Origin of the sequence: Methylobacterium sp. J-043, from assembly GCF_022829505.1 — a bacterium.
GTDB lineage: Bacteria > Pseudomonadota > Alphaproteobacteria > Rhizobiales > Beijerinckiaceae > Methylobacterium > Methylobacterium extorquens_A.
The window spans coordinates 122,268-147,644 of record NZ_JAKSYB010000058.1; the positions used below are offsets into that span (position 1 = coordinate 122,268).

Here is a 25,377-nt window from a genome sequence, read left to right on the forward strand (position 1 = left end):
CGACCATGTTCTCATCGAAGCTCGAAACCGCCGCGGTCGCTTGGCGCGAGGCCCGCATGAAGGCATGCGCGGCGCCCGTCGAAGGGTTCGTGAAGGACAAGAAGGGCGACAGCATCGCGGTGCCGAACCTGCAGGTCTGGACCGACCTCGGCGCCGCGGAGACCACCCTGAGCGAGGCGGTGGTGGCCCATTTGGCGAAGGAGGCCGAGTTCGCCCGGCTGGAAGCGCGCCCCAAGCTGTTCGTCATCCATGGCTGGATGCATCACGCCCCGCACGAGGAGGAGGCGTGCACCCTGGAGGAGGCAGTCCAAAGCGCCAAGGCGGCGAACGACTGGGGGTATTGGTTCCCGGAGAAGATCTGCACGGTCGCCGGCGAACTCGTGCTTGCCGAGGCAGAGCTCTACGAGCGCATCTGGGCTGAGGACGCGGCATGACCGAGTGTGGGTTCTGGTGGGCCTCGGTCGAGAGACGCGAGCCGCAGGTCGTCGAGGTCTCGGAGAGCCACGGCATCAAGTTCGTGTTCGCGACCGGGAACGACGTCGACCTCAGCGAGGCTGACGTGCGCCTGATCGAGCGGGTGCTCCCGGCCGGGCGCGCTGCGGCCGCCGTCGATAGGCTGGACGAGATCGCCGGCGAGTTGTGGCCATGGCGCGTGGTGGAGGAGATCTCCGCCATCCTGCTGATCGAGGAGAGTGGGGCATGACGACCGATGCGGCCGCGCTGGCCAAGATCGAGGGATGGACGTCCATCTGTGGCGACAAGCCGGAGGTCCTCGTCCATGAGCTCGCTGAACTCGGGTTCGTGATCATGCGCCGGTCCGAGATCGATGCCCTGGCTGATGCCATGTGGCAGTGCCTCGACGACATGGGCGCACAAGGCCAGGGCGTGTGCCTCGCCTCGAAGGCCAAGGCCCGGGTCGCCTACGAGCCATTCCGGGTCGACGCCGATGGCGAGGAGGCGCCCGTCGACTACCCGCTTGAGGAGGCCGAGCGCACCCTGGAGTGGATACGGGATGGACTTCGGCACGAGCTCATCCGGCCCGTGACGGTCCTGCCGTGGTCGGACGAGGCCGTCTCGCCGCTGATCAAGATCGATGGAGGCAAGGCATGACCAAGTCATCCGACGTCGCCGACTGGATCTCGGAGAACGTGGCGCTGTCCCCGCCGGGCGCCTCGGTGCGCCTGTCCGGCTACCAGCGCGCCATCGTCGAGGCCATAGCGGACCCGGCGGTGAAGGTGCGATTCCCGACGCCGGCGGAGATGTGGCGGGCAGGCCAGCGCACGGAGGCGGCCCACCTTATGCTGTGGGCGGCCCTGCAAGGGCGAGGACGTCTTGCTCTGCGAGCGGACGCCGGTTGCCTCGGCCTATGAGTGGAGGGTTCGGCCTTCGCCGAACACCTGCCATGCCGCATGCGCCTCGGCCTTCTCGCGGAACATGACCGGGACGCTCACGAGATCGATTTCCTCGCCGGGCTCCCTGCGCTTGTCGAGGATCGCCTGACCCTTCAGGACGGCCACGCCGTAGCCGCCGATGTTGTGCTTGGTCGGGTCCGGTTCGGGCCAGTAGCCGTACACGACGTCCCCGTTGGCCATGAGGATGTTCAGCGCGTCGGCCGGGATGGGCTCCTGGGCGATCATGCCGATGTTCGCCTTGGCCGGCTCGATCATCTCGGCGAGGTACGAGATGAGCTCGGGGCTCTCAGGGGTATAGCGCTTCATGATGGTGTCCTCCGGTGATGGGGACACCATGCAGGCCGACCCGTCGCCTTTGATTGAATCCAATCGATCAAATACGACGCATCAGGCCGCTTTTGCCTCGCGTTCGGCGGCGGCCTTGGCCTTCTCCTCGGCTTCCTTCGCAGCCTTCAGCGCAGCCGTTTTGGCCTTGCCGGCGGCCTCGTTCTCGCGGCGCCGGCGCGTGATGTCCGCCCGGAGCGTCGACAGGTCCGGGAGCACCGTCGCCGCGACCTGCTCGTCGACCCAGGCGCACCACTGCTCCATCACGGGCGCCTTCTGGTCGAGGCGGTCGTCAGCCGTGTAGTGCCGCTCCAAGACGTCGTCGCTCCTGATGCCCTCGTTGTGATCGAGCACGAGTTTCACCGTGTCGCGGGACACCCGGAACTCGTGCTGCAGGGTCGTTGACAGGCAACGCCGCAGGTCGTGCGGGGACGCCTTGATCCCCAGGTCGATGAGCCTGTGGTTGATGGCGGCGTCGGACATGTGGCCGAACGCATCGCCGCCCGCCTTCTTCGGGCGGATCTGGGGGAACAGGTACGGCGAGCCGCCGGTCCGGCGTAGCTGCTCCTGGATGCGGGCCCACAGCGCCGGCGGAAGCGGAACGACGTGCCGGTGCTTGTCCTGGCGCTTCGCCGCGGTCTTGCGGTGGCTCGGGCCCATCGACCACACGCCCCAGCCCGGCATCTCGATCCAGTCGACGAAATCGACGGTCAGGGCGCCGGCGACGGGACGACGGCGCTGGCCGGTCGCGATGAGGAGCTCCAGCGACATCGAGACCGAGCGGTCGAGGATGCCGGATCGCGCGACCGCGACCGCGGTCCCGACCTCGGCCGGCGTCGCGATGTAGGTCCCCGGCTCCTTTCCGTTCGAGCGGACCTTGGCCTCGGTCGAGCGCTCGGGCGCCTTCAGGCCCGCCATCGTCGTCGTGACGCCGGAGAGGTGCTGCCGCCGGTCCTCGGCCATGTACCCCCAGAAGGGGCGCAGGACGCTGGCCAGGTGCTCGGCATGCCGCTCCCGACCGCTCGCGTGGATCTTGTCGACGATGACCGCGAGCTCCGACCGGGTGATGCCGCGGACCTGGCGATTGGCGAGGACCGCGAGCTCGGGTTGCCCGAGCATCACCCGGTAGTCGTTCCAGGTGTCGTGGCGGCGGATGCGCTTCACCTCCGCGAGGTACGATTCCCGCGCCTCCTCCCAGCGCCAGTTCAACAGGTGCGGGATCTCGGCCTCGAACGCCGCGACCAGGGCGGGGTCGCGCTGCGGCCGGGCATGCGCCATGCCGAGACCGACGTACTGGTCACGGAGCCACTCCTCACCGAGCTCGGCATGGGGCGAGTTGAGGGCCTTGCGCGCCGCCCCGGCGATGCTCCGGGCCTGCTCCAGATCGAGGATCCCCGGCACGCCGATCTTCAACCGCATCGTCCGGTCGCCCCTCTCGAACTTGAGGCCCCAGCTTGGGCCCCGCGGCTTGATGCGGAGGATGAGGCCGGGCGCCCCCTTGTCGATGACGTCGTAGGGGGTCACGCCCGCCTTCGCCTTCGCCACGTGCTTGTCGACGGATTGCTGGGTGAGGGTGACGGCCACGGGCTACTCCGACGAACAGGGGCGGAACTGGGGCGGGGACTCTGGGGCGGGGTTCGGCCTGGTCGCAAGAGGGGAAACGGTGTCATGGTGAAGACCGGCAGCGCCATCAGGGGGTTATGGCGGGGTCGTCAGGGCCTGAAAACGGGGGCGGAGTGCCTAGACACTTGGAATCATAATCCTTGTGTCGGGGGTTCAAATCCCTCCCTCGCTACCACTTCTTTCGCCCGCTAGGTCAATGGCTTAGCGGGTTTTCCATAGAGCGAAACGTGTTCCGTGGGGCTTGCAACACGCTGCAACACGCTCTGTGGTTTTACAACGGGTTACGACCAAGCGTAGGCTGATCCGTGCAACACGGACGGAACACGTTGAGCACGGAATTTACGCCCGAAACGTCCCGGCTGGCGCATGCGGAGAATGGGTTGGCGAGGTCCGATAGGCTGGGACCTTGGTATGGGGTGACCGTTGCATATCTTCTGGTCTCGGCAGTCCTCCTTTTTCTCCGACGCAGCGAGTTCGGCTTAGGCTGCGAAGCCGGCGACCCAAATTGTGGGAGCCTGCAGCTCAACGATATCGGCGATGTTGCTGCCGGCATTTTTGCACCTCTCGCATTTCTGTGGCTCTTCGTGGCTACCCAATTGCAGCGCAGAGAACTTTCACTCCAGAGGGCAGAGCTAGCTGAGACAAGAGCCGTCCTTGCCGACCAACAACGCGAGCTCGAGATTTCTGCAAAAGAGAGCGCGCATCAAACTGAAATTATGCGACGCACTTTAGACGCAACGATGTCCAGGAGTGTCTACGACGATTTCAATTTACAGCTATATTTTATTTCAAAGATTTGGATCAAGGCTCACGGCACAGAAATATTTTATGAGTCGCGCGATGGAAAGGATGTTGGGCAAGTATTATTTTTAAACGTTTCAGAGATTGCTTTTCCCTCGCAAGATCAGTTTTCAGCAATCGATAGTTTTTATGAAGAGCTATATAACGATATGGATAGACTTGTAATAAGAGTTTCAAACGGGGAAAAGCTCACAATCAGCGGAGAAAGGGGCTATACTATATGGCGGGCGTTCCAAGATGGAATTGAGCCACTCGAAATTTTGCTAAATAATGTGAATGAATCTCGTAATAAATTGGTAATTACACGAGTAGAAGGCTTATCATTGCATGTACTTCTGCAAGATTTAAAATATTTACATGAGCACATACAGAAAAATTCGATTGAAGAAATCAGGCGAATGTATCCGGATCCAGTCTAGTCATATCGATTGTAGTCATTGGCTGAGTTGCATGTCGAATTGCAGCGCCCGGCGGTAACGCTTCGGGTCGTCCACCGTGCCGCTCACGCCGACGCCTTCCGAGCAGATCACCACCCGCGTCCCCTCGATCATCTTCCGCATATCCACCAGGGCGGTTTCGATCGCGTCGGCGACCTTGTCGCCGGCGGCGAACGTCGGCGCGTCGACGATCACCGTCAAGCGGGCGAACTGGTGCACCGAATGCGCCCACGGACCACATAGCTCTCATCGCCCCTCGATCCATTCGGCGACGCCGGAAGCCGAGCGGAATTCGTCGAGGGCGTGGACCCGCGCCTCGGGGATCGCATTGCGGGCCATGGTCGCGAGGGCGTGGCCGGGGCCGAGTTCGAGGATGGTGTCGCAGCCGTATTCCCGGCAGGCTTCCAGGCAGGCCGCCCAATCGATCGTGTGCGAGATCTGATGCGCGAGCTTCGAGAGCCCTGCTCGTGCGTCGAAGACGGGCGCGCCGTCGAGGCCGCTGATGAGCCGGGGCGCGCCCGGCGGGGGACGCACAGGATGCGTCTCAGCAAGGGCGCCTTCGAAGCGGCGGCTGGCCTCGCGCAGCAAGGGCGTATGCGAAGGGGTGCGCACCGGTAGAACGACGGCGCGCAGCGCACCGGCCGCCAGCGCCTCAGCGCAGAGTGCTTCGAGCGCCGGGCTCGGACCGCCAATGACGGCGCTGTCGCTGGCGTTGCGGATGGCGAGCGCGCAGCCATGCGCCGCAGCCAGGGTCTCGATCGCCGCAATCGGCAAACCGCGAATGCCGGCGAGACCGGCGCCATCACCGGCAGCTGCATCCATGGCCTCGGCGCGTGTGGCGGCAAGGCGCAGGATCGTCTCGGCGTCGAAGCAGCCGACGCAGCCCCAGGCGGCCAGATCGCCGATGCTGTAGCCGGCAACGATCGTGCGGGCGGGGTGCGCCGCCTGCACGAGGGTCCAGCCCGCCAGCGCGGCGACGCAGCAAAGGATTTGCCCGGTGCGGTTGCCGTGCAGGTCCGCCTCCGGAGCGTGGACGAAGGCCCGCGGATCGTGACCCAGGACGCGTTCGGCTGCCGCAAAGACCGGCGCGGCGGGGGGCCAATCCGCGGTGAGGTCGAACATTCCCGGATGTTGGCCGCCCTGGCCGGAGAGGAGCACCCCGAGCGTCACGCGGACGCCTCGACGCTGTCCACGAACAGGGTCATCGCGAGCAGGTCGGCTGCGCCGCCGGGGCTGAGGTTGCGGGCGACGAAGGCGCGGTGCAGCGCCTCGGCCCGCGCACGCCAGCGGGGCTGCGCCACGCCGCCCTCGGCCATGAACCGTGCGGCCCCGCGGCGCGCGAAGGCAAAACCCTCGGCCCCGCCGCGATGCAGGAGGTTCGTGTCCTCGACATGCGCGATCAGGGCGAGGCAGGCTTCGACGCGTGCAGCCTCTTCATCGCCGGGACGGATCTGCCGGCCGCGGCGCAGGGCCGGCAGGGCGACCCGGTAGAGGCTCGAAAAACCGGCGGCGGCCTCGGCCGGCGCACCGCCGACGCCGTGGCGGCGGCGTGCCCGCGCGCCGGGCGCGTGGAGCAGCACTGGGCCGTCGAGGATCGCTGAGCCATAATGGTCGCGAACCCGTGCGCCGAGGGCTCCGGCCAGAGGCCGCGGCAGGGCGCCGGCTGCGGCGCAGAGCAGGCCGAGCCCGAAGATGGCGCCGCGATGCGTGTTCACGCCGCCGGTCGCCGCCCGCATCGCCGCCTCGGCCTCGAGGCCGATGCAACGCAGGGCCGGCATCGGCGCGCCCGCCGCTCCGGCGAGAGCAAGGGCGCGGAAGAAGGGTGTGATCGCCGCCGTGCTCGCGCGGAAGGTGTCCGCATCCATGTCGGCATGGCTGCCGCGATCGACGTGGCTGACGAGGCCCGGCTTCGGGTAGGTTTCGAGTTCGAGCCGCAACGACGTCGCCGCGGACTGCGCGATCGCGTCCGCCTCCGGGCAGCGTTCATCCTCGGTGGAAAACGCTCGCAGCGGGGAGAGCGGGCTCATTCGGGATCTCCCGCGAGAAGGGCAGCGGCCTCGCGGAGGGCAAGACGGTCATGGTGCTTGACCAGTACCGTTCCGCTGGCACCGGTGCTGTGCAGTTCGCGCCAGTTCACGCCGCCCCCGTCGGACAGAAGGATCTCTCCATCTAGGCGCATCGGCGCCCGCGCTTCGATTGCGGCGATGCCGTCCATGAGCCGAGCAGGAACCGCGCCGGGCACCGACCAGAGCAGATCGAGATCCGACCGCTCGGACAGGTAGGGGAGACCGGTCAAGCTCTGCCAGAGCAGGCTTCCGAAGGGACGCGGCGCGAGGCCGTGGCGCTCGCCGAGGGCGATCAGCGCGTCGAGCGTCGCCGTCCAGGAAGGCGGGCACGCAGCGCGCGCCTCCGAGAGCAGGAAGGACGCGCGCGGGCGGACCGCGTCCCGCGGAAGGGCGAGGCCGATACGGCGCTTACCGTCCCGTGGCGGCAGCGGCAGGCCGACCGGCACGAGGCCTTCGTCCTCTCCTGGATGCGCGCGGCGCAGGATCACCGGCCTCCCGTCGTCCACCCAGGCCGCGACGTGCGGCACACCCGTCAGATCCGCGCGTCCGGCCAAGGCGGCGGCCCAGGCTCCGGGTTCGACGTCGAGGAGGTCGTGGCGCCGGTGCGCCTCAGCCAAGGGCCGCCTCCCGCACCACCTGCGCGGCGATCGCTTCCGCCACCGGCCGGCCGCCGCGCTCGCGCCCGGCGCGATCACGGGTATCCTCGGCGGGCAGCGCGTCGATCACGGCGGCGATTTGCTCTGCCAGCGGCTGCTCGGGGTCGAGCACCGCCTGCACCGCACCGGTGCGCACCATGTTGTCGAGGCCGGGCGCGAAGACCGGCGTGTCCTTGGCCATCGCTTCCAGCCGGTCGAGGGGGAGCTTCGTGACGCGGGCGACGGAGGGCAGGTCCATCACGCTCGGATTCGCCCCCGGCAGGCCGACGAGGACGCGGGTGGCAAGCGCCGTGGCGATGAAGGCGCCCGCCGCCGAATGCCCGTAGATGAGTCCGACGGTCGGGTGGCCGTGCGCGTCGGCGAGCAGCAGCGTCTTGGCGAGGTGGGCGAGGTACTCGTTGAGGCCGAGCAGTTCGTCGCGCCGGCTCATCCGCTGGCTGTCGGAATCGATGGCGACGAGGAGCGGCGTGGCGTCGCCCCGGCGCACCACGTCGAGGACGTAGCCTGCGAGCCGGCAGGCGCCGTCGACGCCGAGCGCCGTGTCGCCGTCGATGCCGATCACCGCGAGCCGACCGCCCCGGAACGGGCCCTCACCGTTCACGAGCCCGTCCGTGACGGTCACGGAATGACTCTCCGGGAACAGCGAGGCGAGGATCTCAGCGAGCGTCATGGGTCGTCTCTCCCAGGCTGGCGAGTAGGGTGTCGAACGCAGCCGTGGTCAGGGCCGGGACCGCCTCCGGATCGTTCACCCCGAGCCGCGCCCAGATCTCGGTCGCGTCGCGGCAATCGCCGAAGTGCGTGAGGCGTTGTTCCAACCGCGCCTGCTCCGCCTCCAGCGTGGCGAGGTCGAAGGCCGGGGCGCGCTCGATCATGTCCAGAGCCGCTCGGCGGAAGGCCACGAGCGTGTCGTCGGCATAGGCGTCGGCGCCGCCGGTGAGGCGTCGGTGCTTGCCGCCCATGGTACGCCAGACCAGGGCACGGTCGCGGGAATCGAACTCTTCGGCGCCCTTGTTGGTCTCGATCACCTCAGGCCCCGAGACCGAGATGCGACCGCCCTCGGAGACGACGAGCCGCGAGCAGGTGCCTGCGATTAACCCGCCGCCACCGTAGGCCCCGGCCCGGCCGCCGATCAGGCCGATTACAGGCATGCCGGCCTCGCGAACCTGGGTGATCGCCCGCATCACCTCGGCGATGGCGGTCTCGCCGGCATTGGCCTCCTGCAGGCGCACGCCGCCCGTATCGAACAGGATCAGCACGGCCGCCGGCTTCAGCGCCAGGGCGGCGCGGAGCAGGCCGACAAGCTTGGCGCCGTGCACCTCGCCGAAGGCTCCGCCCATGAAGCGGCCCTCCTGCGCGGCGACGAGGACGTGTTTGCCGTCGAGCCGGCCCGGGCCGACGATCATGCCGTCGTCGAAGGCGCGCGGCAGGTCGAACAGCGGTAGGTGCGGACTCATCCGGCGCTGCTCGGGGCCGACGACCTCACGAAAACTGCCCGCGTCCAGCAGTCCGTCGATGCGGGCGCGGGCGCTCGCTTCGTACCAGCTCGTGGCCCAGCCCTTGGCGGCCGGGTCGATGATCCGTTCGCTCATCGTCAGACCTCCATCAACCGGGCGCCCTGGAGCAGGCGCAGGGACACGGTGTCGGGGCGCGCGCCGCCGTCATTGATCGTGATGCGCAGGCCGCCGGGCTGAGCGCGGGCGACGAAGTCGGCGACCACCGCCTCCCAGACCTCGCCGTAGCCGCGGATCGGCGTCTCGATCTCGACGGTGCACTCGGTCGCGGGCAGGGCGCGCTCCAGCAGCACTTCGAGATTGCCGGAGGCGACGACGCCGGTGATGGCCTGTGCCTTCGCGCCGGCCAGGGCCCTCTGCGTCGTGTGTCGGAAGGTCAGCTTTTCCATCGCGGCCTCACCAATTCCGGAACTTGGCCGGCGGCTCGTAGAGCCCGCCCGACCAGTGCACGAGATCCTTGATCGAGCGCGCCGCGAGCAGGGAGCGGTCGGCGTCGAGGGGTTCGATGCCGAGATCCTCCGGGCGGCGGACGATGCCGCGCTGGCGCAGCCGCTCGACCATGGCCCGGTCACGTCCGCGGCCGATTTCGGTGTAGCCGGCGACCCCGCGGATCGCCTGCTCGCGCTCGTCCGCGGTACGGCAGAGCAGGAGGTTGGCGATGCCTTCCTCGGTGACGATGTGGGTGACGTCGTCGGCGTAGACCATCACCGGAGCCAGCTCCAAGCCGATCTTACGCGCCAGTTCCAGGGCATCGAGCCGTTCGACGAAGGCTGGCACCAGCCCCTCGCCGAAGGTCTCGACGATCTGCACCACGAGCTTGCGCCCGCGCATCAGCGCCGGATCGCCGGTCACCTGCGCCTCGCGCCCCGCCTTCATCCAGGTGTCGGAGGGGTGGCGCCGTCCGTGCGGGTCCGAGCCCATGTTCGGCGCGCCGCCGAAGCCCGCGACGCGGTTCTGCGTCACCGTCGAGGAATGGCCGGCAAGGTCGATCTGCAGGGTCGAGCCAATGAACAGGTCGCAGGCGTAGAGCCCGGCGGTCTGGCAGAAGGCGCGATTGGAGCGGAGCGAACCGTCCGCACCGGTGAAGAAGATGTCGGAGCGCTCGCGGATGTAGCGGTCCATGCCGACTTCCGAGCCGAAGCAGTGCACCTGCTTCACCCAGCCCGACTCGATCGCCGGGATCAGAGTCGGATGCGGGTTGAGCGCCCAGTGTGTGGCGATCTGACCTTTCAGCCCCAGGCGCTCGGCATAGGTCGGCAACAGGAGCTCAATCGCCGCCGTGCCGAAGCCGATGCCGTGATTGAGCCGTCGGATGCCGTATTCGGCGTAAATCCCCTTGATCGCCATCATGGCCATCAGGATCTGGGTTTCGGTCATCGCCGCCGGATCGCGGGTGAACAGCGGCTCGACGTAGAACGGCCTGTCAGCCTCGACCACGAAGTCGATCCGGTCACCGGGGATGTCGACACGGGGCACCCGCTCGACGATCTCGTTGACCTGCGCCACCACGATGCCGTTCTTGAAGGCGGTCGCCTCCACTACGGTCGGCGTGTCCTCGGTGTTCGGCCCGGTATAGAGGTTGCCGTCCAGGTCGGCCGAAACGCCCGCGATCAGCGCCACGTTCGGGGTGAGATCGACGAAGTAGCGGGCGAACAGTTCGAGATAGGTGTGCACCGCCCCGAGTTCGATCTGCCCGCCGTAGAGCATGCGGGCGATGCGCCCGCCCTGCGGCCCCGAATAGGAATAGTCGAGCCGCTTCGCGATCCCCTGCTCGAAGATGTCCAGATGTTCGGGCAGGACGATGCCGGACTGGACCATGTGAAGGTCGTGCACGCGGGTGGGGTCGCACTGGCTCAGGCCCCGCGCGAGGCAGTCCGCCTGCTTCTGGTTGTCGCCCTCCAGACAGACCCGGTCGCCGGGCTGAAGGATCGCCTCAAGGAGAGCGACCACGCCGGCAGCGGTCACGACCTTGCCCGCGGCATGGGCTCGGCCCGCCTCGATCCGCGCATCGCGGGCCGCCCGTTCTCGATGCCAACCGCTCATCCGGTCCGCTCCCTGTCATCGCCGCGCTGCGTATACGCTGACCGACGAAACGTCGTTGTCGGTACATTCAGCGGTGCCATAGCATCATTTTTGTATTCTCACTTGCGCCAATGTCAATATCTTGCATACGATGCGGGAACAAAAACGAATCGTTGAATACGGGAAGGAGGCGCCGGATGATCGCTGCATGCAATGGGCCCACGGTAGCCCGGATGTGGACGTCGAAGCCGATCGAACGATCTGCGGTTCCACGCGGGGAGGGGGCACGGTGACGATCCTCGGCGTCGCGCTCCTCGCGCTCTGTACCCTGATCGGCGTGTTCCTGGGCGACCTGCTCGGGATCCTGCTCGGCGTTAAGGCCAATGTCGGCGGCGTCGGCATCGCCATGATGCTGCTGATCGCCGCTCGGATCTGGCTTTTGCGCCACGACCGGCTCGGCCACGCGACCAAGCTCGGGGTCGAGTTCTGGGCCAGCATGTACATCCCGATCGTGGTGGCCATGGCCGCCCAGCAGAACGTTGTCGCCGCGGTGAGCGGCGGCCCGATCGTGATCATCGCCGCCGTCGGCAGCGTGTTGCTGTGCTTCGCCGCCACCGCCCTGCTCGGTCGGATCGGCGGGCACCCGCCCCGCGACGACGCCGAGGGCGAGGAGGCGGGCGCTGTGATCGGCGGCGAGGCGAACATGTCCATGCAGCCTTCCACGGCGGCCCGGAGGTAGACCCATGCTGCACATGCTGGAACACGTCTTCATCGAGCAGAGCTTGGTCGCCGCCTTCGCGGTTATCGGCGGCTTGATGCTCGTGTCGAACTTCCTCGGGAAGCGCCTGACGCGCGGCCGGGTCCACGGTTCGGCCATCGCCATCGTGCTCGGACTCGTGCTGGCCTATTTCGGCGGCCTCGCCACCGGCGGGAAACGCGGACTGGCCGACATCCCGGCGCTCGCCGGCATCGGCCTGATGGGCGGCGCGATGCTGCGCGACTTCGCCATCGTCGCCACCGCCTTCGAGGTGGACGTCGTCGAGGCGCGCCGCGCGGGCCTCCTCGGCGTCGTGGCGCTGGCGCTCGGTACAGTGCTGCCCTTTCTCGTCGGCACCCTGACGGCGGTGGCCTTCGGTTATCACGACGCGGTGTCGATCACGACGATCGGCGCGGGCGCCATCACCTACATCGTCGGCCCGGTGACCGGCGCGGCGCTCGGCGCCGACTCGACCGTGATGGCGCTCTCGATCGCCACGGGCGTGACCAAGGCGGTGATGGTGATGGTGGGGACACCCCTGGTGGCGCGGCTGATCGGCCTCGACAACCCGCGCTCGGCGATGGCCTATGGCGGGCTGATGGGCACGGTCAGCGGCGTCGCGGGCGGGCTCGCCGCCACCGATCCGAAGCTCGTGCCCTACGGGGCGTTGACCGCGACCTTCCACACCGGCATCGGCTGCCTCGTCGGCCCGTCGCTGCTGTTCCTGATCGTGCGGGCTCTGGTGGGATGATGCGGATGGAGGAGGGCGGCGCGATGGACGGCATGGCCGAGGGGCGCGGCCTCCTCTCCGACCAGATCCGCAACGCGCTGACGGATGAGATCGCCTCCGGTGTCCTCGCGGCGGGCATTGCGCTGGACGAACAGGATCTGGCCGACCGCTTCGGCGCCTCGCGCACCCCCGTTCGCGAGGCCCTGCGCCAACTCGCCTCCAGCGGTCTGGTCGAGATGCGCCCACGGCGCGGCGTCGTCGTCACCCGCATGACGCCGGAGCGGATCATGGAGATGTTCGAGACGACCGCCGAGTTCGAGGCCCTGTGCGTTCGGCTCGCCACCTACCGGATGACGCCGCTCGAACTCAGCGCGCTGATGGACCTGCACGAGCAATCGGCCGAGCCGGTCGCGGCGCAGGACTACGACACCTACGATGCGCTCAACCGCGCCTTCCACGAGGCGCTGTACCGCGCGACCCACAACGGCTTCATGGCCGAGCAGGCGCTGGCGATCCGCTCGCGCCTGTCCGCCTTCCGCCGGACGCAGTTGCGCCAGGGCGAGCGTATCTTGCGCTCACGCGCCGAGCACGGGGAGATCCTTCAAGCCATTGCCGAAGGCGACGGCGACGCCGCAGCACGACGGATGCGGGCCCACATGCTCAACGCGGCGAGCGCCCTCGGCCGCTACGTCGCCGACCATGCGAGCGAGTAAGCGCCGGGAGGTTTCCTGACGACTCCGGCCTGCGCGGTTTGCGCGCGGGCCGAAACAGTTGGTCCCGTCGCGCGTACCCCCATCGCTGCCGCATCGAAGCGGCAGCGATGGGAGTCCTTCGGAATGGGTCACAAGTCGCTGAACGAACAGGTCATCGTGATCACCGGCGCGTCCAGCGGCATCGGTCTCGCGACGGCGCGCATGGCCGCGCGGCGCGGGGCCCGCGTCGTGCTCGCCGCCCGCAGCGAGGATGTCCTGGCGGACATCGCCGCGGAATTCGGGACACGCGCCACTTACGTGGTCGCCGATGTCGGCCGGCGGGAGGATGTCCAGGCCATCGCCGACCACGCCGTCGCCACGTTCGGCGGCTTCGACACCTGGGTCAACGTGGCAGGGCTCACCGTCTACGGACCGCTTCGCAAGATCGCCCTCGAGGACCACGAGCGGTTGATCCAAACCAACCTCTGGGGGACGGTGTACGGCTCGCTGATCGCCGCCGAGCATCTGCGCGGCCGCGGTGGAGCCATCATCAATGTCGGCAGCATCGCCTCCGACCTCGCCTTCCCGTTCCAGGGCCTCTACGCCACGTCGAAACACGCGGTGAAGGGCTTCACCGACACGCTCCGCATGGAGCTGGGCGCGGAGGGCGCGCCGGTCTCGGTGACGCTGGTGAAGCCCGCCTCCATCGACACGCCGCTGCCGAACCGGGCCCGCAACTACATGGATCGCGAGCCGACGCTGCCGCCGCCGATCTATCCGCCCAACGAGGTGGCCAACGCGATCCTGCACGCCGCGGTCCATCCGCAGCGAGACATCATCGTGGGCGGCGGCGGCAAGCTCTTCGTCATGGGCAAGGAGTTCGCGCCGGGCGCCTTTGACGAACTCGCGCCGGCCATCATCGCTCTGCAGAAGCGGGCGGAACCGCCGAGGAACCCGAAGGGCGCGCTGCACGCGCCGCAGGGGGCCGGCCGCGAGCGGGGCGACCCACCGGTCTACGTCATGCGCACCAGCGTCTACACCCGCGCGAGCCTGCATCCGCTCGCGACGGCCGGGATCGCCGCCGGCTTGGCAGCGACAGCAGCCCTCGTTCTGGGAGGGCAGCGCGCCCGGCGCCGACCCTAAGGCCGGGATGCCGGGGAGTCGTCCCGGCTTCAGGCCGCCTCCTGACCGGCGTACCGACGGCAATGTTGCAGGTAGCCGACCTCGTGACGGCCGGCGAGTTCGACCACGCTGGACCAGAGCCAGGACGGCGCCCCTTCGTCCGCGCTCCCACCACGCGTGATCTCGGACCGCCAAGCCGCGCGCGTCTCGGTGTCCATCTGGCGGCCATGCGCCTTCCCGACGACATGGGCGAGGTAATGCGCCGCGCGGACCGCCTCCTCGCGGCCGAACTGATCGACGTCGAGCTTCAGGTCTTGCGGCGCGAGTTCGCGCATCACGGCCGACTTGCCGAGAAGCCGGACCGGCAGCATGCGTTCGCCCAGATTCGGCGACAGGGCCCGCGCGCCGGCGACCACCCGTTCGGCAGGTTCGGAAGGCATCTCCACGCCGGGAGCGGCTGGTGCGGCCGGCTCGACCGCCTCCTTCAGGTCCACGAGCGCGAGCCGACGCTTGTTCTCAGGCTCGGTGATGCCGACGAGCGCGGCATAGCGCAGGAAGCCGAGCGAGCTGCAGCCCTTCATCCAGTAGGCGGCGTCGACCAAGCGAATGTCGGCCTCCTCGCTGCGTCCGTTCAGGGTCAGCACGAGGTGGCGCACCGCGTTTTCCTGAAACAGCCTATCGAGGGCGTCACGCTCCTGCTTGTCGAGCTTCCAGAACTTGCGCCCGAGCGGGATCGCCGGCTCCACGCCCTTCAGGCGCTCGCGCGCGAGGTGCTTCCAGTGCCGACCGAGGGCCCGGCGGCGGACCGAGCGCACAGCGTCCGGCTCGGACGGCCCCCGGTTCGTCTCGCTCTGTTCCAGCCCTGCGGCGTAGCCCAGAAGCATCTCCTCCAGCATCCGTGCCGTCACGACGCCGGGCAGGTCGGAGCCGCGCGCCGCGCTGGCGAGCGACAGCCCAAGGCGGACGAGGTCGTGCGTCGGGTTGCCGATGACGGTCTGGTCGAGATCGCGGATCTGGATGTCGACGTGACCGTCGGCATCGGCCAGGGGCCCGAGATTCCCCAGATGGCAATCGCCGCAGATCCAGACTGGCGGGCCCTCCGGCAGGGTGCCGCGGGTGAGGCCATCGAGCCACTCGTAGAACTTTAGAGTATTGCCTCGGACGTAGGCGTGGGCCGATTGGGCCATCTTAAGGGTGCGTTGCCGCTCAAGCACCGAAGCACGCTCCTCAGGACCATAGGCTCCGTTCACGGGCATCAAACACCTTCATTCAATCGTCGGGCGCCCAGCGCCCGCTTTCCGCATCAACGCCCATCCGGCGGTGAGCGGAGCGCGGCTCATCGTCTCCGCTGTGGATTGCGGAGACAATGAAAACGTGAAGCGGAGCGTGGACGGGGCCGGTCGGCTCTCTGGGAAAATTCGTCTCGGTCGCTTCCGTTGGGGAGCCGCCAACGGACAAACGGGTTTGAACAACCGCGACGCGTGTCGTTGGAAGAGTAGCGCCCCGCTTACTAATGAAGTGATCGGAACGCGCCGCCCATGCGTTATACCCGGCGCTGACGCAGGTTTGCAGGGCGCTCCGTCAGCGCCCATGCGTGATGGGCGAAACAGTACAGGAGCGGCGTCCGAGCCGATGGAAGAGGCGATGAGCACGACAGGCACTCGATCCGGTTCCGAGGCCAGGATCTCGACCGGCATATCGGGCTTGGACGAGGTTCTCTGTGGCGGCCTGACCCAGGATCGGCTCTACCTTCTGGAAGGTACGCCCGGCACCGGCAAGACGACGCTCGCGCTGCAATTCCTTCTCGAAGGCGTGGCCCGAAAGGGACGCAGCCTCTACGTGACGCTGTCGGAAACGGCAGACGAGCTGCAGGCCGCAGCCACGAGCCACGGCTGGTCGCTCGACGGCATCGAACTGTACGAACTCGTCAGCGAGATGGGCCTCGACCCCGACAGCGAGCAATCGATCCTACACCCGTCCGAGATCGAACTCGGCGAGACGGTCAGGGAGGTCATGGCACGGGTCGAGAGCCTCAAGCCCGAGCGCGTGGTCTTCGACAGCCTCTCGGAGTTGCGCCTGCTGGCACAGAACACGTTGCGCTACCGGCGCCAGATCCTTGCGCTGAAGCAGTTCTTCGCCAAGCGGGCCTGCACCGTGCTGATGCTCGATGACCGGACTTCGGAGGCGGGCGACCTTCAGCTCCACAGTATCGCGCACGGGGTAATCTCCCTCGACCAGACCCCGCGCCAGTTCGGCTCCGAGCGGCGACGCCTGCGGATCGTCAAGATGCGCGGCATCAAGTTCCGGGGCGGCTACCACGACTTCGTGGTGGAGACCGGCGGCGTTCAAGTCTTTCCCCGGCTCATCGCTGCCGAGCACCGCGCGACCTTCGATATGACAGCGCAATCGACGGGATCGGACGAACTCGACCTGCTGCTTGGCGGCGGTCTCGTGCCCGGCACCAATACGCTCCTGCTCGGCCCCTCCGGCGTGGGCAAGACGACGACCGGATTGCGCTGCATGCTGGCTGCGCTGGAACGGGGTGAGACGGCAACGTACTACCTGTTCGATGAAGGGCTCGCGACGATGCTCGCCCGAGCCGTCAGGCTCGGCATGGACCTGGGGCCGCATCTCGAAACCGGCCGGCTAACCATCCTGCAGATCGACCCGGCGGAACTCTCTCCAGGAGAGTTCGCCTCGATCGTCCGACAGGCCGTCGAGGAGCGCGGCTCCACCTTCGTCGCCGTCGATAGCTTGAACGCCTACTTGCACGCGATGCCGGGTGAAGAGCACCTCATCCTGCAAATGCACGAACTTCTGAGTTACCTGAACCAGAAGGGTGTCACCACGCTCCTCGTGCTCGGGCAGCACGGTGTGATCGGCGAGGTTCGGACCGATATCGACCTGAGTTACTTAAGCGACTGCATCCTGTTGTTCCGGTTCTTCGAGGCGAACGGCGAGATCCGCACGGCGCTGTCGGTAGTCAAGAGTCGCGTCAATCCGCACGAGCGGGCGATTCGTGAGTTGAGGTTCTCGACCGACGGGCTTCGGGTCGGCGAGGCGCTAAGCGATTTCGAGGGCGTGCTCACCGGTCTGCCGGCCTATCGCGGGCGGGTCGAGATGCTGAAGGAGCCCAGTGAGTCCGGGGACGGCGCATGATGTCGTCAACTGAGGAACGCGCCCTGATTCTGGCACCACGTGGGCGCGATGCTGCGGTGATCGAGGGGGTGCTGGACCGCTCGAACATTCACGCTGCGGTCTGCGCGAACGTCGCGGCTTGGTTGACGGGGCTGCGTGAGGGGGCCGGAACCGCGCTCGTGACCGAGGAGGCCTTGGCCGACGGCGACACGGCGGACGTGTTCGCCTGGCTCGATGCGCAGCAACCCTGGTCGGATTTCCCCTTCGTCGTACTGGCGACGCGCCAAGCTGGCCGTCGGACCCAGAGCGCGGCAGAATTGCTGCGGCGGCTCGGCAACGTTGTTCTGCTGGAACGTCCGATCAATGCCGAGACGTTGACCAGCGCCGTCGTCTCGTCCCTGCGCGCGCGGCGCCGCCAGTACCAAGCCCGGCAGCATTTGCTGGAGCGGGAGCGTGCGCAGGAGCAACTGCGGCTGGCGAACGAGGAGTTGGAGCGGCGTGTCGCCGAACGGACGAGGGAGGTCGAGACCGCCCACGAGACCCTCGCCTTCGCGCTCGACGCGGCCGGCATGAGTTCGTGGGACATCGACTACATCGCCGGAACCCATCGCCGCTCGCCCCGATTCGACGCCGTTTTCGGCTACGCGGGCACAGGACGCTCCTGGGACCGTGAGACATTCCTTGCCCATGTCGTCGAGGAAGACCGCGAGACGGCCGAGGAGGCGTTCGCCGGTGTCCCCAAGACAGGTAGGCTCGATCTCGAATGCCGCATCCGGCGCGCGGACGGAGTGGTGCGCTGGATTGCGATGCGGGGGCGGGTCAAATCCGGCGAAGCCGACAGGCCGGAGCGGATCGCCGGCATCCTGATGGATCGCACGGATCAGCACGTCACGGAGGAGGCGCTGCGCCAGGCTCAGAAGATGGAGGCGATCGGCCAGCTTACGGGCGGTGTAGCGCACGATTTCAACAATCTGCTCACCGTCATCGTCGGCGGCCTCGACATGATGCTGCGCCGTCCCGATCAACCCGACCGCGTCAAGCGGTTGGCGGAGGCGGCGATGGGGGCAGCGCGGCGCGGCGAGCAACTGACCCAGCAGCTCCTCGCCTTCTCGCGCCGCCAGATGCTGCGGCCGCAGACGCTCAACCCGAACCGGCTCCTGCTGGACTTCCGGCCGCTTGCCGAGCGTGCGGCGACCGGCGCCGTCGAGTTGGCGTTCGATCTCGACCCGGCCCTCGACCCGATCCGCATCGATCCGGCACAGTTCGAGTCGGCCGTGCTGAACTTGATCGTGAACGCGCGCGACGCTCTGGAGGGCAGGGCAGGCCACGCGCGCATCGCAGTCACGAGCCGCAACGTCCGGCTCGGCACGGCGGCAGTCGCGGACCGGGGCGTACCACCTGGCCCCTACATCGTCATCTCGGTGACGGATACCGGCAGCGGCATCCCTCCCGACAAGCTTCAACGGGTCTTCGAGCCCTTCTTCACCACCAAGGAGGTCGGCAAGGGCACCGGCCTCGGGCTCAGTCAGGTCTACGGCTTCACCCGCAGCGCGAAGGGATTCGCGCAGATTGAATCGGAGGTCGGCAGAGGCACGACGGTCAGCCTGTACTTCCCGCGCTCGACGGACCCGGCCGGCGAGGAGATCGGGCCTGGACTGGTCGGTGCCATCCCGCTGCGCCGGGCCGGGGAGGGCGAGACGGTGCTGCTGGTTGAGGACGATGAACAGGTGCTCGGTATGGCCGTCGAGAGCCTGGAGGAGCTTCGTTACCGGGTCATCGTGACCCGTAATGCGGCCGAGGCGCTGGAACATCTGCACGGCGTCGAGCGCATCGACATCCTGTTCTCGGACGTCGTCATGCCCGGTGGGATGAACGGCTCGCAACTCGCGGTCGAGGCGCGGCGGGTGCGCCCGGACATCAAGATCCTGCTGACCTCAGGCTACGTGGCGAATCTCGACGAAGGGCAGGTGATCGGCCAGGGCGAGCTTCCGGTGCTCAACAAGCCCTACCGGCGCGACGAACTCGCCCGGTCGCTCCGCCTCGTGCTCGGCGGTGAACGAGCCTGATCTCTTTGGGAAAGCGAACATGCGCTTCGGCGAAATCCCTTCGCGCCGGCACGGTGGTTCGCCGCAAGCGTCGCGCGGGTAGAGCGATCGGGCACTCGCTCCAACCGCGCAGAGCCCATGTCACTGGCTCAGATCGATGACCTTCCGCTTCGAGGCGGGGCGGTTCGACGCCTTCTTGTCACCGTCATCCAACCACCCGGACACGTCATCATCATTCGCCTTCGGCGGCGTCTTGCTATTGAGTTGGTTGCGCTCCGCCTGAGCCGGCGTTTCGATCGGCGGGATCGGGGCCGATTGCGGATACTGCGCTGCCGGTCCGCGGAGCTGAAACCCGTCGATGCAGCGTCTGAGTGCGATCGGATCGGTGATGAACGTACACTCGTTCACATTGGTAATCGCCTGAGCCACCGCCGCACCGGGATGACCCGCGCAAATGAGGGCGAGAGCAAGAAACATCCGTTGCATCGATGGCCTCTCGATCCAGGTACCGATTCGACCGAGCCGGGCTGCCTCAGCGCCCTGCCGCAGGCGCGACTTGGCGGATCTCGACATCGCTCGGCTCGCTCGGCCGCAGCCGTTTGACCTGTGTCTGCGGCGATGCCGTCGCGGTCGAGGCAGCTGGAGCACGCCCCGCCCCGGCCGAACCGGCGGGAAGTGCGGCCGCCGTCGTGTTGGCGCCCTTTCCGTCGATGCGTCCGAGCCGAACCTTGACTCCGCGGGCGGACTTCGCCGCTGTATCGTAATCGCACTCGTAGGTGATGCGGACCCACTGGCCCTGCGGATTGAGGAACCGTACCGAATCGCCGCGGAACTTGACGACGGTATCCGTCCCGGCCGGCGGCTCGGCCTCTTGGAAGATGGTTCCGGTCGGCCGGTTCATCCACTCGAAATCCGTCGGGGCTTGGCGCTCGATGCCCGGCACGCAGGCCTGCACGGCTGCGGGAATGGCCTGCCGCGCACAGGCCGCATCACATCCCGCTCTGGCGGCCTCGGACGGACCCGGCTTCGCGTCCTGCGCGGTCGCGGCGGAGAGGCAGAGCCCGGCCAGGCCGACACCCATCAGGGTGCGGAGAACCGACGTCAAGGGGAAGGCCCGGCGTGCCACCAGTCCAGCCACGATCCGAGTCATCCGTCGATTTCTCCAATATCCACCCAGGCGCGGCAGCACCCGTACGGCACCTTTGTCAAGATGCGGGCGGAAGACATAGCGGGGTTTTGCGGCGTCAACCACTATCCAACAGACGCGCCGCGGCCGTTTTCCGGCACGGAGCCGATCATTTCCGAAGTCCGTTGCCGAAATGTAAAGGGTGCGGCATCGATCGACGCATCGCGCAAGACTCACCGATGGATATCATCAGCGATTAGGTTTCGAATGCGATCCAACGGCGGACGCTTCGAATGGCAACAGACAATGATGCAATAATCTCGCGCGTTGTCGGAGCGAACATCTGAAGTCACGGCATCAACGTGCCGCGTCCGCCATCGGCGAGAATTGGCAGACGCGGGCGAGCAGTGCCACAAGCTCGGGCTGTCGCGAGGTTCCGGTCTTGGCGAAGATCGAGGCCAGTTGCGTGCGGAGCGTCGCGATACTCACATTGCGGCTCTGCGCAATGGTCGCCAGCGGAACGCCTCGACTGAGTTCCGCAGCCAAACGCCCCTCGGCGGCAGTGAGACCGAAAATCTTTTCCAGCGCCGGGGCACACACTTGGGTCCGAACCGTGAGGTCGATCAGGATGAGCAGGCGATGGGCCTCTCCCATCGCCGTGATATCCATCGCCTGAAACACCAGACGCTGATCGCTACGCGGGCGCTCCAGTTCGACCGTACCGAACGGCTCGGTCAGCGCATTATGGATCATCCGGTTCGTGAACGGCTCGTTCGCCGCAGCAGTGTCGTGGTCGCTATCGAGAACAATTTTTCGCGCTGAAACATTGAAATCAAAGGTTTTTTCGCGACAATTGATCAAAACAGCAGCCGATCCGACTTTATCTAGAACATCGAGCAGAGCGTATTTATCCGGCATCGTAGTTTTTCTTTGTTCTTCTGCTTCAGCATACAATTATGAAATCAACTGTTCTCGTCGTACGGGCAGCTCCTGTATCTACAGGGAGCGACGGGCGCGGCGTAAACGATATATAACAGGTGATGCTTTCGCGTCCCTAACGGTCTCCAGGCATTTATTGCTGTTTCTCACAGCGGCAAACTACGCATGAGTCGACCTCACCTGCGCGAAGATTATGCGAAAAAAGGATCTAGAGACCTGTTCGCCGAGTTATTTCAGAACGGCAGGATCGATTACGATAGATTGAGCGTGACCAATTTTGAACCAAGGTGAGCAAATCCTAAGCAATTGCAGCCTAGTTTTCCGTCCGCATCGGCGGAGTTTGTTACGGAAAGTGTCTGCCGGCGGTGAAATATCTTACCAGATTAGCCACAGACAACGTAGAATGTAGATTGAATACTTGGAAATCGGCTGTGTGATATTACGGCCTCTACAGTTAGAAAATTAAGGTAAACAGTTCGTTTGCATCTGAAACTGCAATTTATCCTTCAAATGAATGATGCGGCTGCTCCCGACCTCTCGTATTTAACACCTCGTTAACAACTGCACGAAGCAGCCGACCCACTCGGTAGACTGGTCAACAGCCAGTTAATACCGGGCAAGCGCCTGCGGGATGACAGAATTCAACACGCAGGGGATCAGTCATGAAGCACTTCACCATCGCCGCCATCAGCACGCTTGCCCTCCTCGCCGGCGCACCTGTTCTCGCCGCCAGCTTGAACGATGCGACGACTTTGCAGGACGGAACCAGCAACAAGCTCGATCTGACGCAGACCGGCACCAGCGGCACCGCCTCGATTGAGCAGGTGGGCAACAACAACGGCAACACCGCTTCGGGCGCCACGAGCACGCAGTCTGGCCGGAACAACGGTGTCGAGATTCTGCAGTCCGGCAACAGGAACTCGTTCGTCACCAATCAGGACGGCGGCAACGGCAACGTCATCGACCTGACGCAGCGCAGCCGTAACAACTACGCGAATATTCAGCAGAATGGTGGCCGGAACGCCACCACGACCGTCGAGCAGAGCGCCGGTCGCGGCGGCTCCGCTGCACACAACGCCTTCACGGAACAGACCGACGTTCGCAACTCGCAGATCGAGCTGGGGCAGACCGGCTCCAGCCAGTTCGCCTACGCTTCGCAGACCGACGATACGCGTGGTGACTCGAACATCTTCATCGATCAGTCGGTCTCAGGCAACGTGGCTCTCGCTGGCCAGTCGAACGTGGTCGGCTCTACGCTGAATATCGGTCAAATCGGCTTCGGTAACGTGGCAATCGCCGGTCAGGTTGGTTCCAGGGACACGACCGGTACCGTCAACCAGTGGGGCATCGGTCAGGTCGCGGTCGTCGCCCAGAGCGGAAACGTGGACTCAACGGCGCAAATCTTGCAGATCGGTTTCTCGAACTTCGCCAATGCTCAGCAGACAAATTCGACGGGAAGCGATATCTTCGCGAACCAGTCCGGCGACAACAACGTCCTTTTCGTGAACCAGAACAATTCAGATGCTGCACAGATCATGTCTGTGCAGTCCGGGTCCGGCAACGGCGCCATCATCACGCAGGCGAATTCGAACAATTCCGGTATCGACCTCCTTCAGGCCGGAAACCTGAACGTTGCGACTCTCGAGCAGTTCAATTCCGCTGCTAGCACGATCACCGGCGTCCAGATCGGAAATTCCAACACCCTGACCGCCTCTCAGCTCAACAGCGCAAACAGCACCATCCTGAGCGCGCAGCTCGGGAACGGAAACATCGCGACCGTTACGCAGGGCCGCCGCTAATCGACTGCGAGCCATCATGAGACGTGGCCACTCTTAGAACGGGGTGGCCACGCCTTTGGCGAGCGCATCATAGCCATCGACCTGTCCTTATCAGGCCGGTGGCCGCTCTCTTTTGGACTTCGCTTCAGCCTTGACGACCGGAAAGCCTTCTACGCCGGTAAGACCCATTACGGATCAACGATCATATCCCTCGGCAGGGCAGCCGTATCCAACACTCGCGAGCGTGCGATCCGTCAGAAATGGCACTTGAGCGTACGCCTTTTATACCGAGGCGCGGAGTTGACCATGGACCGCAACGTCTCGCCCCCGCCCATCGTCTGTGTGCTGTCCGAGCACCGCCAAGGTTCGCAAGTGCGGGTCGAGGCAGACGTCCATTCGAACCGGCGGCAATCCGGCCGCTACCGTCTTTCGGTGGTGAAGCAGGGGCCATCCGGCAGCGCGCAAATCAGCCAGCAGTCGGAATTCCTCCTGGTGCCGGGCTCGCCTGTACGGGTTCAGGGATTGAGCTTCTCCCTGGAACCATACGGGCGCTATCGCGCCCGTCTCACTCTTCGTACCGGCGACGCCGAGTATGCCTGTGAGCGGGAGGGGCCGGATGGATCTGATGTGATGTAACCGCACTTTGGGGCTGCGCGGGTGATCGCGTTCTCATCACCTGAGCCGGGGGTTCGGAAGAACTGCGACGGGATCGGCGAACGGCTCGGCTCTGTGGCGCGCGGGTCACGGCGAACCGACGGAAAGCCCAAGGCCAGGGCACGGGGCTGGTTCCGCGTTGACTTCAATCTATGCGTACCACAATACAATGCAAACGAAGCGGCGGTACGCCTTCCCCGAAATGCGTTCTTAATCCATCTCATTATCGCAAAATTAAAACTCAGTGTGCTCTCTCGACTGCGTAGAAGCACCAATGGATCGTAGGACGGCAACGGACGGCATGACAAGATGAACAGCTCAGTCCAGAGAACCACGCACCGCTCGACGGTCGTTTGTCTTACGGCTCTGGGCGTTCTGGTGTCCTTCTCCACGGTCTCAACGGCTCAGCAATCGAGCGCTGCTTCAGGGTCTGTCGGCCGGCCAATCCCAACCGAGGTGGCCGTCGAGTACGCGACGATCGGTTCGACCACCCTTCCAATCCGGATCCTGGGTCTCAACGGTGGCGGATCCGGAGGCACCGGCCAGACGGCGTCCAATCAGCAGGTGGGCAACGCCAACCGCACCGACATCCGTCAGAGCGGCGGCGGTAACGCGGCAGCGGTTCAGATCTTCGGCGACGGCAACACCGCAGCGATCACGCAGCAGGGCTTAAACAACACCGGACAGGGTGCCCTGACCGGTTCGAGCATCCGCTTCGACCTCCAGCAGAACGGGCTCGGCAACAGTGCCAATTTGAGCGTCAACGCGCCCATGGGCGCGAACCTCACTGCAGGCGCGAACGTCCAGGTCCGTCAGGACGGCAGCGGCAACAGCCTGACGGGGTCTGTCCCGGGCGCTGCCGAGGTCGTCGTCAATCAAATCGGCAACAGCCTTTCAGCCGATGTGAGCCAAGTCGGTGCCGCCAAGAGCATCAACGTCTTGCAAGTCCGCACCCGCTGAGGCGGGGACGCAGGCAGCTTGAGAAAGTGAGACTCACCGTGAAGACGTCTTTCCTGGCGGCAAGTGCTGTGCTGGCGCTCTCGGCTGGTCCGGTGCTGGCGGGCAATCTCACCTACCAGCCGATCAACCCGGCCTTTGGTGGGAGCCCGCTTAACGGAGGCTGGCTGCAGAGCGAAGCCAATGCTCAGAACATTCCGCAAGCCCGTGATCAGCGTCTGAATCAGATCTTCACCAGCCAGACCGGCCGTGCCGGCCAAACGCTGACACAAGGGCAGATTTTTGCCCAGCAATTGCAGTCACAGCTCTTCAGCTCGCTGGCCAATCAGATCACGCGGGCGATCTTTGGCGAAAATGCCCAGCAGAGTGGAACGTTCGAATTCCAGGGCACGACCATCAATTTTGCACGACAGGGTGCAAACGTCCGAGTCGACATCTTCGATGGCACGACGACCAGTACGGTCGTCGTACCTGCTGGCCCTTGAACATCGCTGAGACCAATCTCGCCGAGTCCGCACGAGCGTCAGGATCGAATCGGACGCAAGAGTTTCGGTGTTTGCGCCACGATAATCCGAAGGTTGCGACAA

29 protein-coding genes and 1 tRNA gene are annotated in these 25,377 nt (G+C 65.9%); 16 read left to right on the forward strand and 14 right to left on the reverse strand.

Translation table 11 applies throughout. The annotated features are described in order from the left end of the window. Positions 1-5: 5 nt before the first annotated feature. From MKK50_RS15810 to MKK50_RS15825, 4 genes are read left to right on the forward strand one after another with little or no spacing between them, the layout of a single operon-like run. Entirely contained in the window at positions 6-434 is a 429-nt protein-coding gene (locus MKK50_RS15810; protein ID WP_056096904.1) for a hypothetical protein, read from the forward strand. Beyond that, positions 431-703, forward strand: a complete 273-nt coding sequence (locus tag MKK50_RS15815; RefSeq protein WP_056096901.1) for a hypothetical protein — start codon at positions 431-433, stop codon at positions 701-703. The genes MKK50_RS15810 and MKK50_RS15815 overlap by 4 nt, the downstream gene beginning before the upstream one ends. Then, on the forward strand, positions 700-1,110 hold the full coding sequence (locus MKK50_RS15820; protein ID WP_056096899.1) for a hypothetical protein: 411 nt from the start codon (positions 700-702) through the stop codon (positions 1,108-1,110). Before MKK50_RS15815 ends, MKK50_RS15820 begins: the two co-directional genes overlap by 4 nt. Next, positions 1,107-1,370: a hypothetical protein gene (locus MKK50_RS15825; RefSeq protein ID WP_056096896.1), complete on the forward strand. Its 264-nt coding sequence runs from the start codon at positions 1,107-1,109 to the stop codon at positions 1,368-1,370. The genes MKK50_RS15820 and MKK50_RS15825 overlap by 4 nt, the downstream gene beginning before the upstream one ends. Here the strand turns inward: MKK50_RS15825 and MKK50_RS15830 are convergent. Together MKK50_RS15830 and MKK50_RS15835 are read right to left on the reverse strand one after the other, a co-directional pair. Beyond that, the gene (locus MKK50_RS15830) at positions 1,365-1,718 is read right to left on the reverse strand and encodes a hypothetical protein (RefSeq protein ID WP_056096895.1); all 354 of its coding nucleotides are present in this window, start codon (positions 1,716-1,718) and stop codon (positions 1,365-1,367) included. The two genes, MKK50_RS15825 and MKK50_RS15830, sit on opposite strands and share 6 nt — an antisense overlap. Positions 1,719-1,799: 81 nt before the next feature. After that, positions 1,800-3,155, reverse strand: a complete 1,356-nt coding sequence (locus MKK50_RS15835; protein ID WP_499024076.1) for a site-specific integrase — start codon at positions 3,153-3,155, stop codon at positions 1,800-1,802. A 283-nt stretch (positions 3,156-3,438) separates the two neighbouring features. Between MKK50_RS15835 and MKK50_RS15840 the strand changes: the two genes are divergently transcribed. Both MKK50_RS15840 and MKK50_RS15845 read left to right on the forward strand, forming a co-directional pair. Next, a tRNA-Met gene (locus MKK50_RS15840) sits at positions 3,439-3,534 on the forward strand. A gap of 241 nt (positions 3,535-3,775) precedes the next feature. Continuing rightward, positions 3,776-4,579 (forward strand): hypothetical protein, encoded by an 804-nt coding sequence (locus tag MKK50_RS15845; RefSeq protein WP_499023647.1) that lies wholly within the window; start codon positions 3,776-3,778, stop codon positions 4,577-4,579. Positions 4,580-4,594: 15 nt separating this feature from the next. On the opposite strand, the gene MKK50_RS15850 is transcribed toward MKK50_RS15845, so the two are convergent. Genes MKK50_RS15850 through mdcA form a run of 8 tightly spaced genes read right to left on the reverse strand, consistent with a single transcriptional unit; the run spans position 4,595 to position 10,873 of the window. After that, positions 4,595-4,816: a hypothetical protein gene (locus tag MKK50_RS15850; RefSeq protein WP_499023649.1), complete on the reverse strand. Its 222-nt coding sequence runs from the start codon at positions 4,814-4,816 to the stop codon at positions 4,595-4,597. A 27-nt stretch (positions 4,817-4,843) separates the two neighbouring features. After that, positions 4,844-5,767: an acyltransferase domain-containing protein gene (locus MKK50_RS15855; protein WP_499023651.1), complete on the reverse strand. Its 924-nt coding sequence runs from the start codon at positions 5,765-5,767 to the stop codon at positions 4,844-4,846. Then, positions 5,764-6,624, reverse strand: coding sequence for a triphosphoribosyl-dephospho-CoA synthase MdcB (mdcB, locus tag MKK50_RS15860; protein WP_499023653.1), 861 nt, complete (start codon positions 6,622-6,624; stop codon positions 5,764-5,766). Before mdcB ends, MKK50_RS15855 begins: the two co-directional genes overlap by 4 nt. After that, entirely contained in the window at positions 6,621-7,280 is a 660-nt protein-coding gene (gene mdcG / locus MKK50_RS15865) for a malonate decarboxylase holo-[acyl-carrier-protein] synthase (protein WP_499023654.1), read from the reverse strand. Before mdcG ends, mdcB begins: the two co-directional genes overlap by 4 nt. Continuing rightward, positions 7,273-7,989: a biotin-independent malonate decarboxylase subunit gamma gene (mdcE, locus tag MKK50_RS15870; protein ID WP_499023656.1), complete on the reverse strand. Its 717-nt coding sequence runs from the start codon at positions 7,987-7,989 to the stop codon at positions 7,273-7,275. The genes mdcG and mdcE overlap by 8 nt, the downstream gene beginning before the upstream one ends. After that, positions 7,976-8,908, reverse strand: a complete 933-nt coding sequence (locus tag MKK50_RS15875; protein ID WP_499023658.1) for a biotin-independent malonate decarboxylase subunit beta — start codon at positions 8,906-8,908, stop codon at positions 7,976-7,978. The genes mdcE and MKK50_RS15875 overlap by 14 nt, the downstream gene beginning before the upstream one ends. Before the next feature lie 2 nt (positions 8,909-8,910). Continuing rightward, positions 8,911-9,219 carry a malonate decarboxylase acyl carrier protein gene (gene mdcC, locus MKK50_RS15880; protein ID WP_253368113.1) on the reverse strand — a complete coding sequence of 103 codons (309 nt, stop codon included), beginning with the start codon at positions 9,217-9,219 and terminating at the stop codon, positions 8,911-8,913. Positions 9,220-9,226: 7 nt separating this feature from the next. After that, on the reverse strand, positions 9,227-10,873 hold the full coding sequence (gene mdcA, locus MKK50_RS15885) for a malonate decarboxylase subunit alpha (protein ID WP_499023661.1): 1,647 nt from the start codon (positions 10,871-10,873) through the stop codon (positions 9,227-9,229). 268 nt (positions 10,874-11,141) lie between these two features. Here mdcA and madL point away from each other — a divergent pair, with 268 nt between their 5' ends. The 4 genes from madL to MKK50_RS15905 all read left to right on the forward strand — a co-directional run bounded on the left by madL (position 11,142) and on the right by MKK50_RS15905 (position 14,174). Then, entirely contained in the window at positions 11,142-11,591 is a 450-nt protein-coding gene (gene madL, locus MKK50_RS15890) for a malonate transporter subunit MadL (RefSeq protein WP_499024078.1), read from the forward strand. Between the two features lie 4 nt (positions 11,592-11,595). Next, positions 11,596-12,360 (forward strand): malonate transporter subunit MadM, encoded by a 765-nt coding sequence (madM, locus tag MKK50_RS15895; RefSeq protein WP_499023663.1) that lies wholly within the window; start codon positions 11,596-11,598, stop codon positions 12,358-12,360. A 5-nt stretch (positions 12,361-12,365) separates the two neighbouring features. Continuing rightward, positions 12,366-13,052 carry a GntR family transcriptional regulator gene (locus tag MKK50_RS15900; protein WP_499023665.1) on the forward strand — a complete coding sequence of 229 codons (687 nt, stop codon included), beginning with the start codon at positions 12,366-12,368 and terminating at the stop codon, positions 13,050-13,052. Between the two features lie 123 nt (positions 13,053-13,175). Then, positions 13,176-14,174, forward strand: coding sequence for an SDR family oxidoreductase (locus tag MKK50_RS15905; RefSeq protein WP_499023666.1), 999 nt, complete (start codon positions 13,176-13,178; stop codon positions 14,172-14,174). Positions 14,175-14,203: 29 nt separating this feature from the next. On the opposite strand, the gene MKK50_RS15910 is transcribed toward MKK50_RS15905, so the two are convergent. Beyond that, positions 14,204-15,409 (reverse strand): DUF2252 family protein, encoded by a 1,206-nt coding sequence (locus MKK50_RS15910; protein ID WP_499023668.1) that lies wholly within the window; start codon positions 15,407-15,409, stop codon positions 14,204-14,206. A 376-nt stretch (positions 15,410-15,785) separates the two neighbouring features. Here MKK50_RS15910 and MKK50_RS15915 point away from each other — a divergent pair, with 376 nt between their 5' ends. Together MKK50_RS15915 and MKK50_RS15920 are read left to right on the forward strand one after the other, a co-directional pair. After that, positions 15,786-17,312 carry an ATPase domain-containing protein gene (locus MKK50_RS15915; RefSeq protein WP_499024080.1) on the forward strand — a complete coding sequence of 509 codons (1,527 nt, stop codon included), beginning with the start codon at positions 15,786-15,788 and terminating at the stop codon, positions 17,310-17,312. Further along, positions 17,312-19,357, forward strand: a complete 2,046-nt coding sequence (locus tag MKK50_RS15920) for an ATP-binding protein (RefSeq protein ID WP_499024082.1) — start codon at positions 17,312-17,314, stop codon at positions 19,355-19,357. Before MKK50_RS15915 ends, MKK50_RS15920 begins: the two co-directional genes overlap by 1 nt. Before the next feature lie 120 nt (positions 19,358-19,477). Here the strand turns inward: MKK50_RS15920 and MKK50_RS15925 are convergent, their stop codons facing one another. From MKK50_RS15925 to MKK50_RS15935, 3 genes are all read right to left on the reverse strand, one after another. After that, the gene (locus tag MKK50_RS15925) at positions 19,478-19,813 is read right to left on the reverse strand and encodes a hypothetical protein (RefSeq protein ID WP_499023670.1); all 336 of its coding nucleotides are present in this window, start codon (positions 19,811-19,813) and stop codon (positions 19,478-19,480) included. 55 nt (positions 19,814-19,868) lie between these two features. Then, on the reverse strand, positions 19,869-20,441 hold the full coding sequence (locus MKK50_RS15930; RefSeq protein WP_499023672.1) for a hypothetical protein: 573 nt from the start codon (positions 20,439-20,441) through the stop codon (positions 19,869-19,871). A 378-nt stretch (positions 20,442-20,819) separates the two neighbouring features. Then, complete coding sequence (locus tag MKK50_RS15935; RefSeq protein ID WP_499023674.1) at positions 20,820-21,380, reverse strand: helix-turn-helix transcriptional regulator; 561 nt, start codon at positions 21,378-21,380, stop codon at positions 20,820-20,822. A gap of 683 nt (positions 21,381-22,063) precedes the next feature. On the opposite strand from MKK50_RS15935, the gene MKK50_RS15940 reads away from it, so the two are divergent. The 4 genes from MKK50_RS15940 to MKK50_RS15955 all read left to right on the forward strand — a co-directional run bounded on the left by MKK50_RS15940 (position 22,064) and on the right by MKK50_RS15955 (position 25,275). Beyond that, the gene (locus MKK50_RS15940; protein WP_499023676.1) at positions 22,064-23,200 is read left to right on the forward strand and encodes a hypothetical protein; all 1,137 of its coding nucleotides are present in this window, start codon (positions 22,064-22,066) and stop codon (positions 23,198-23,200) included. A 285-nt stretch (positions 23,201-23,485) separates the two neighbouring features. Beyond that, positions 23,486-23,815, forward strand: coding sequence for a curli-like amyloid fiber formation chaperone CsgH (gene csgH, locus MKK50_RS15945; protein ID WP_499023678.1), 330 nt, complete (start codon positions 23,486-23,488; stop codon positions 23,813-23,815). A 474-nt stretch (positions 23,816-24,289) separates the two neighbouring features. Beyond that, positions 24,290-24,793: a curlin repeat-containing protein gene (locus MKK50_RS15950; RefSeq protein ID WP_499023680.1), complete on the forward strand. Its 504-nt coding sequence runs from the start codon at positions 24,290-24,292 to the stop codon at positions 24,791-24,793. A 38-nt stretch (positions 24,794-24,831) separates the two neighbouring features. Beyond that, positions 24,832-25,275, forward strand: coding sequence for a curli assembly protein CsgF (locus tag MKK50_RS15955; protein ID WP_499023682.1), 444 nt, complete (start codon positions 24,832-24,834; stop codon positions 25,273-25,275). Positions 25,276-25,377: the final 102 nt, after the last annotated feature.

Bases quoted from the DNA above. Each gene is read 5' to 3' on its own strand.
- MKK50_RS15905 (WP_499023666.1), top strand. From the start codon at position 13,176: ATGGGTCACAAGTCGCTGAACGAACAGGTCATCGTGATCACCGGCGCG.
- madM (WP_499023663.1), top strand. From the start codon at position 11,596: ATGCTGCACATGCTGGAACACGTCTTCATCGAGCAGAGCTTGGTCGCC.
- mdcA (WP_499023661.1), bottom strand. From the start codon at position 10,873: ATGAGCGGTTGGCATCGAGAACGGGCGGCCCGCGATGCGCGGATCGAG.
- MKK50_RS15940 (WP_499023676.1), top strand. From the start codon at position 22,064: ATGAAGCACTTCACCATCGCCGCCATCAGCACGCTTGCCCTCCTCGCC.
- MKK50_RS15815 (WP_056096901.1), top strand. From the start codon at position 431: ATGACCGAGTGTGGGTTCTGGTGGGCCTCGGTCGAGAGACGCGAGCCG.
- mdcB (WP_499023653.1), bottom strand. From the start codon at position 6,624: ATGAGCCCGCTCTCCCCGCTGCGAGCGTTTTCCACCGAGGATGAACGC.
- MKK50_RS15835 (WP_499024076.1), bottom strand. From the start codon at position 3,155: ATGCGGTTGAAGATCGGCGTGCCGGGGATCCTCGATCTGGAGCAGGCC.
- MKK50_RS15875 (WP_499023658.1), bottom strand. From the start codon at position 8,908: ATGAGCGAACGGATCATCGACCCGGCCGCCAAGGGCTGGGCCACGAGC.
- MKK50_RS15810 (WP_056096904.1), top strand. From the start codon at position 6: ATGTTCTCATCGAAGCTCGAAACCGCCGCGGTCGCTTGGCGCGAGGCC.
- MKK50_RS15915 (WP_499024080.1), top strand. From the start codon at position 15,786: ATGGAAGAGGCGATGAGCACGACAGGCACTCGATCCGGTTCCGAGGCC.
- MKK50_RS15935 (WP_499023674.1), bottom strand. From the start codon at position 21,380: ATGCCGGATAAATACGCTCTGCTCGATGTTCTAGATAAAGTCGGATCG.
- MKK50_RS15820 (WP_056096899.1), top strand. From the start codon at position 700: ATGACGACCGATGCGGCCGCGCTGGCCAAGATCGAGGGATGGACGTCC.
- mdcE (WP_499023656.1), bottom strand. From the start codon at position 7,989: ATGACGCTCGCTGAGATCCTCGCCTCGCTGTTCCCGGAGAGTCATTCC.
- mdcC (WP_253368113.1), bottom strand. From the start codon at position 9,219: ATGGAAAAGCTGACCTTCCGACACACGACGCAGAGGGCCCTGGCCGGC.
- MKK50_RS15900 (WP_499023665.1), top strand. From the start codon at position 12,366: ATGGAGGAGGGCGGCGCGATGGACGGCATGGCCGAGGGGCGCGGCCTC.
- csgH (WP_499023678.1), top strand. From the start codon at position 23,486: ATGGACCGCAACGTCTCGCCCCCGCCCATCGTCTGTGTGCTGTCCGAG.
- MKK50_RS15830 (WP_056096895.1), bottom strand. From the start codon at position 1,718: ATGAAGCGCTATACCCCTGAGAGCCCCGAGCTCATCTCGTACCTCGCC.
- MKK50_RS15825 (WP_056096896.1), top strand. From the start codon at position 1,107: ATGACCAAGTCATCCGACGTCGCCGACTGGATCTCGGAGAACGTGGCG.
- MKK50_RS15920 (WP_499024082.1), top strand. From the start codon at position 17,312: ATGTCGTCAACTGAGGAACGCGCCCTGATTCTGGCACCACGTGGGCGC.
- MKK50_RS15910 (WP_499023668.1), bottom strand. From the start codon at position 15,409: ATGCCCGTGAACGGAGCCTATGGTCCTGAGGAGCGTGCTTCGGTGCTT.
- MKK50_RS15925 (WP_499023670.1), bottom strand. From the start codon at position 19,813: ATGTTTCTTGCTCTCGCCCTCATTTGCGCGGGTCATCCCGGTGCGGCG.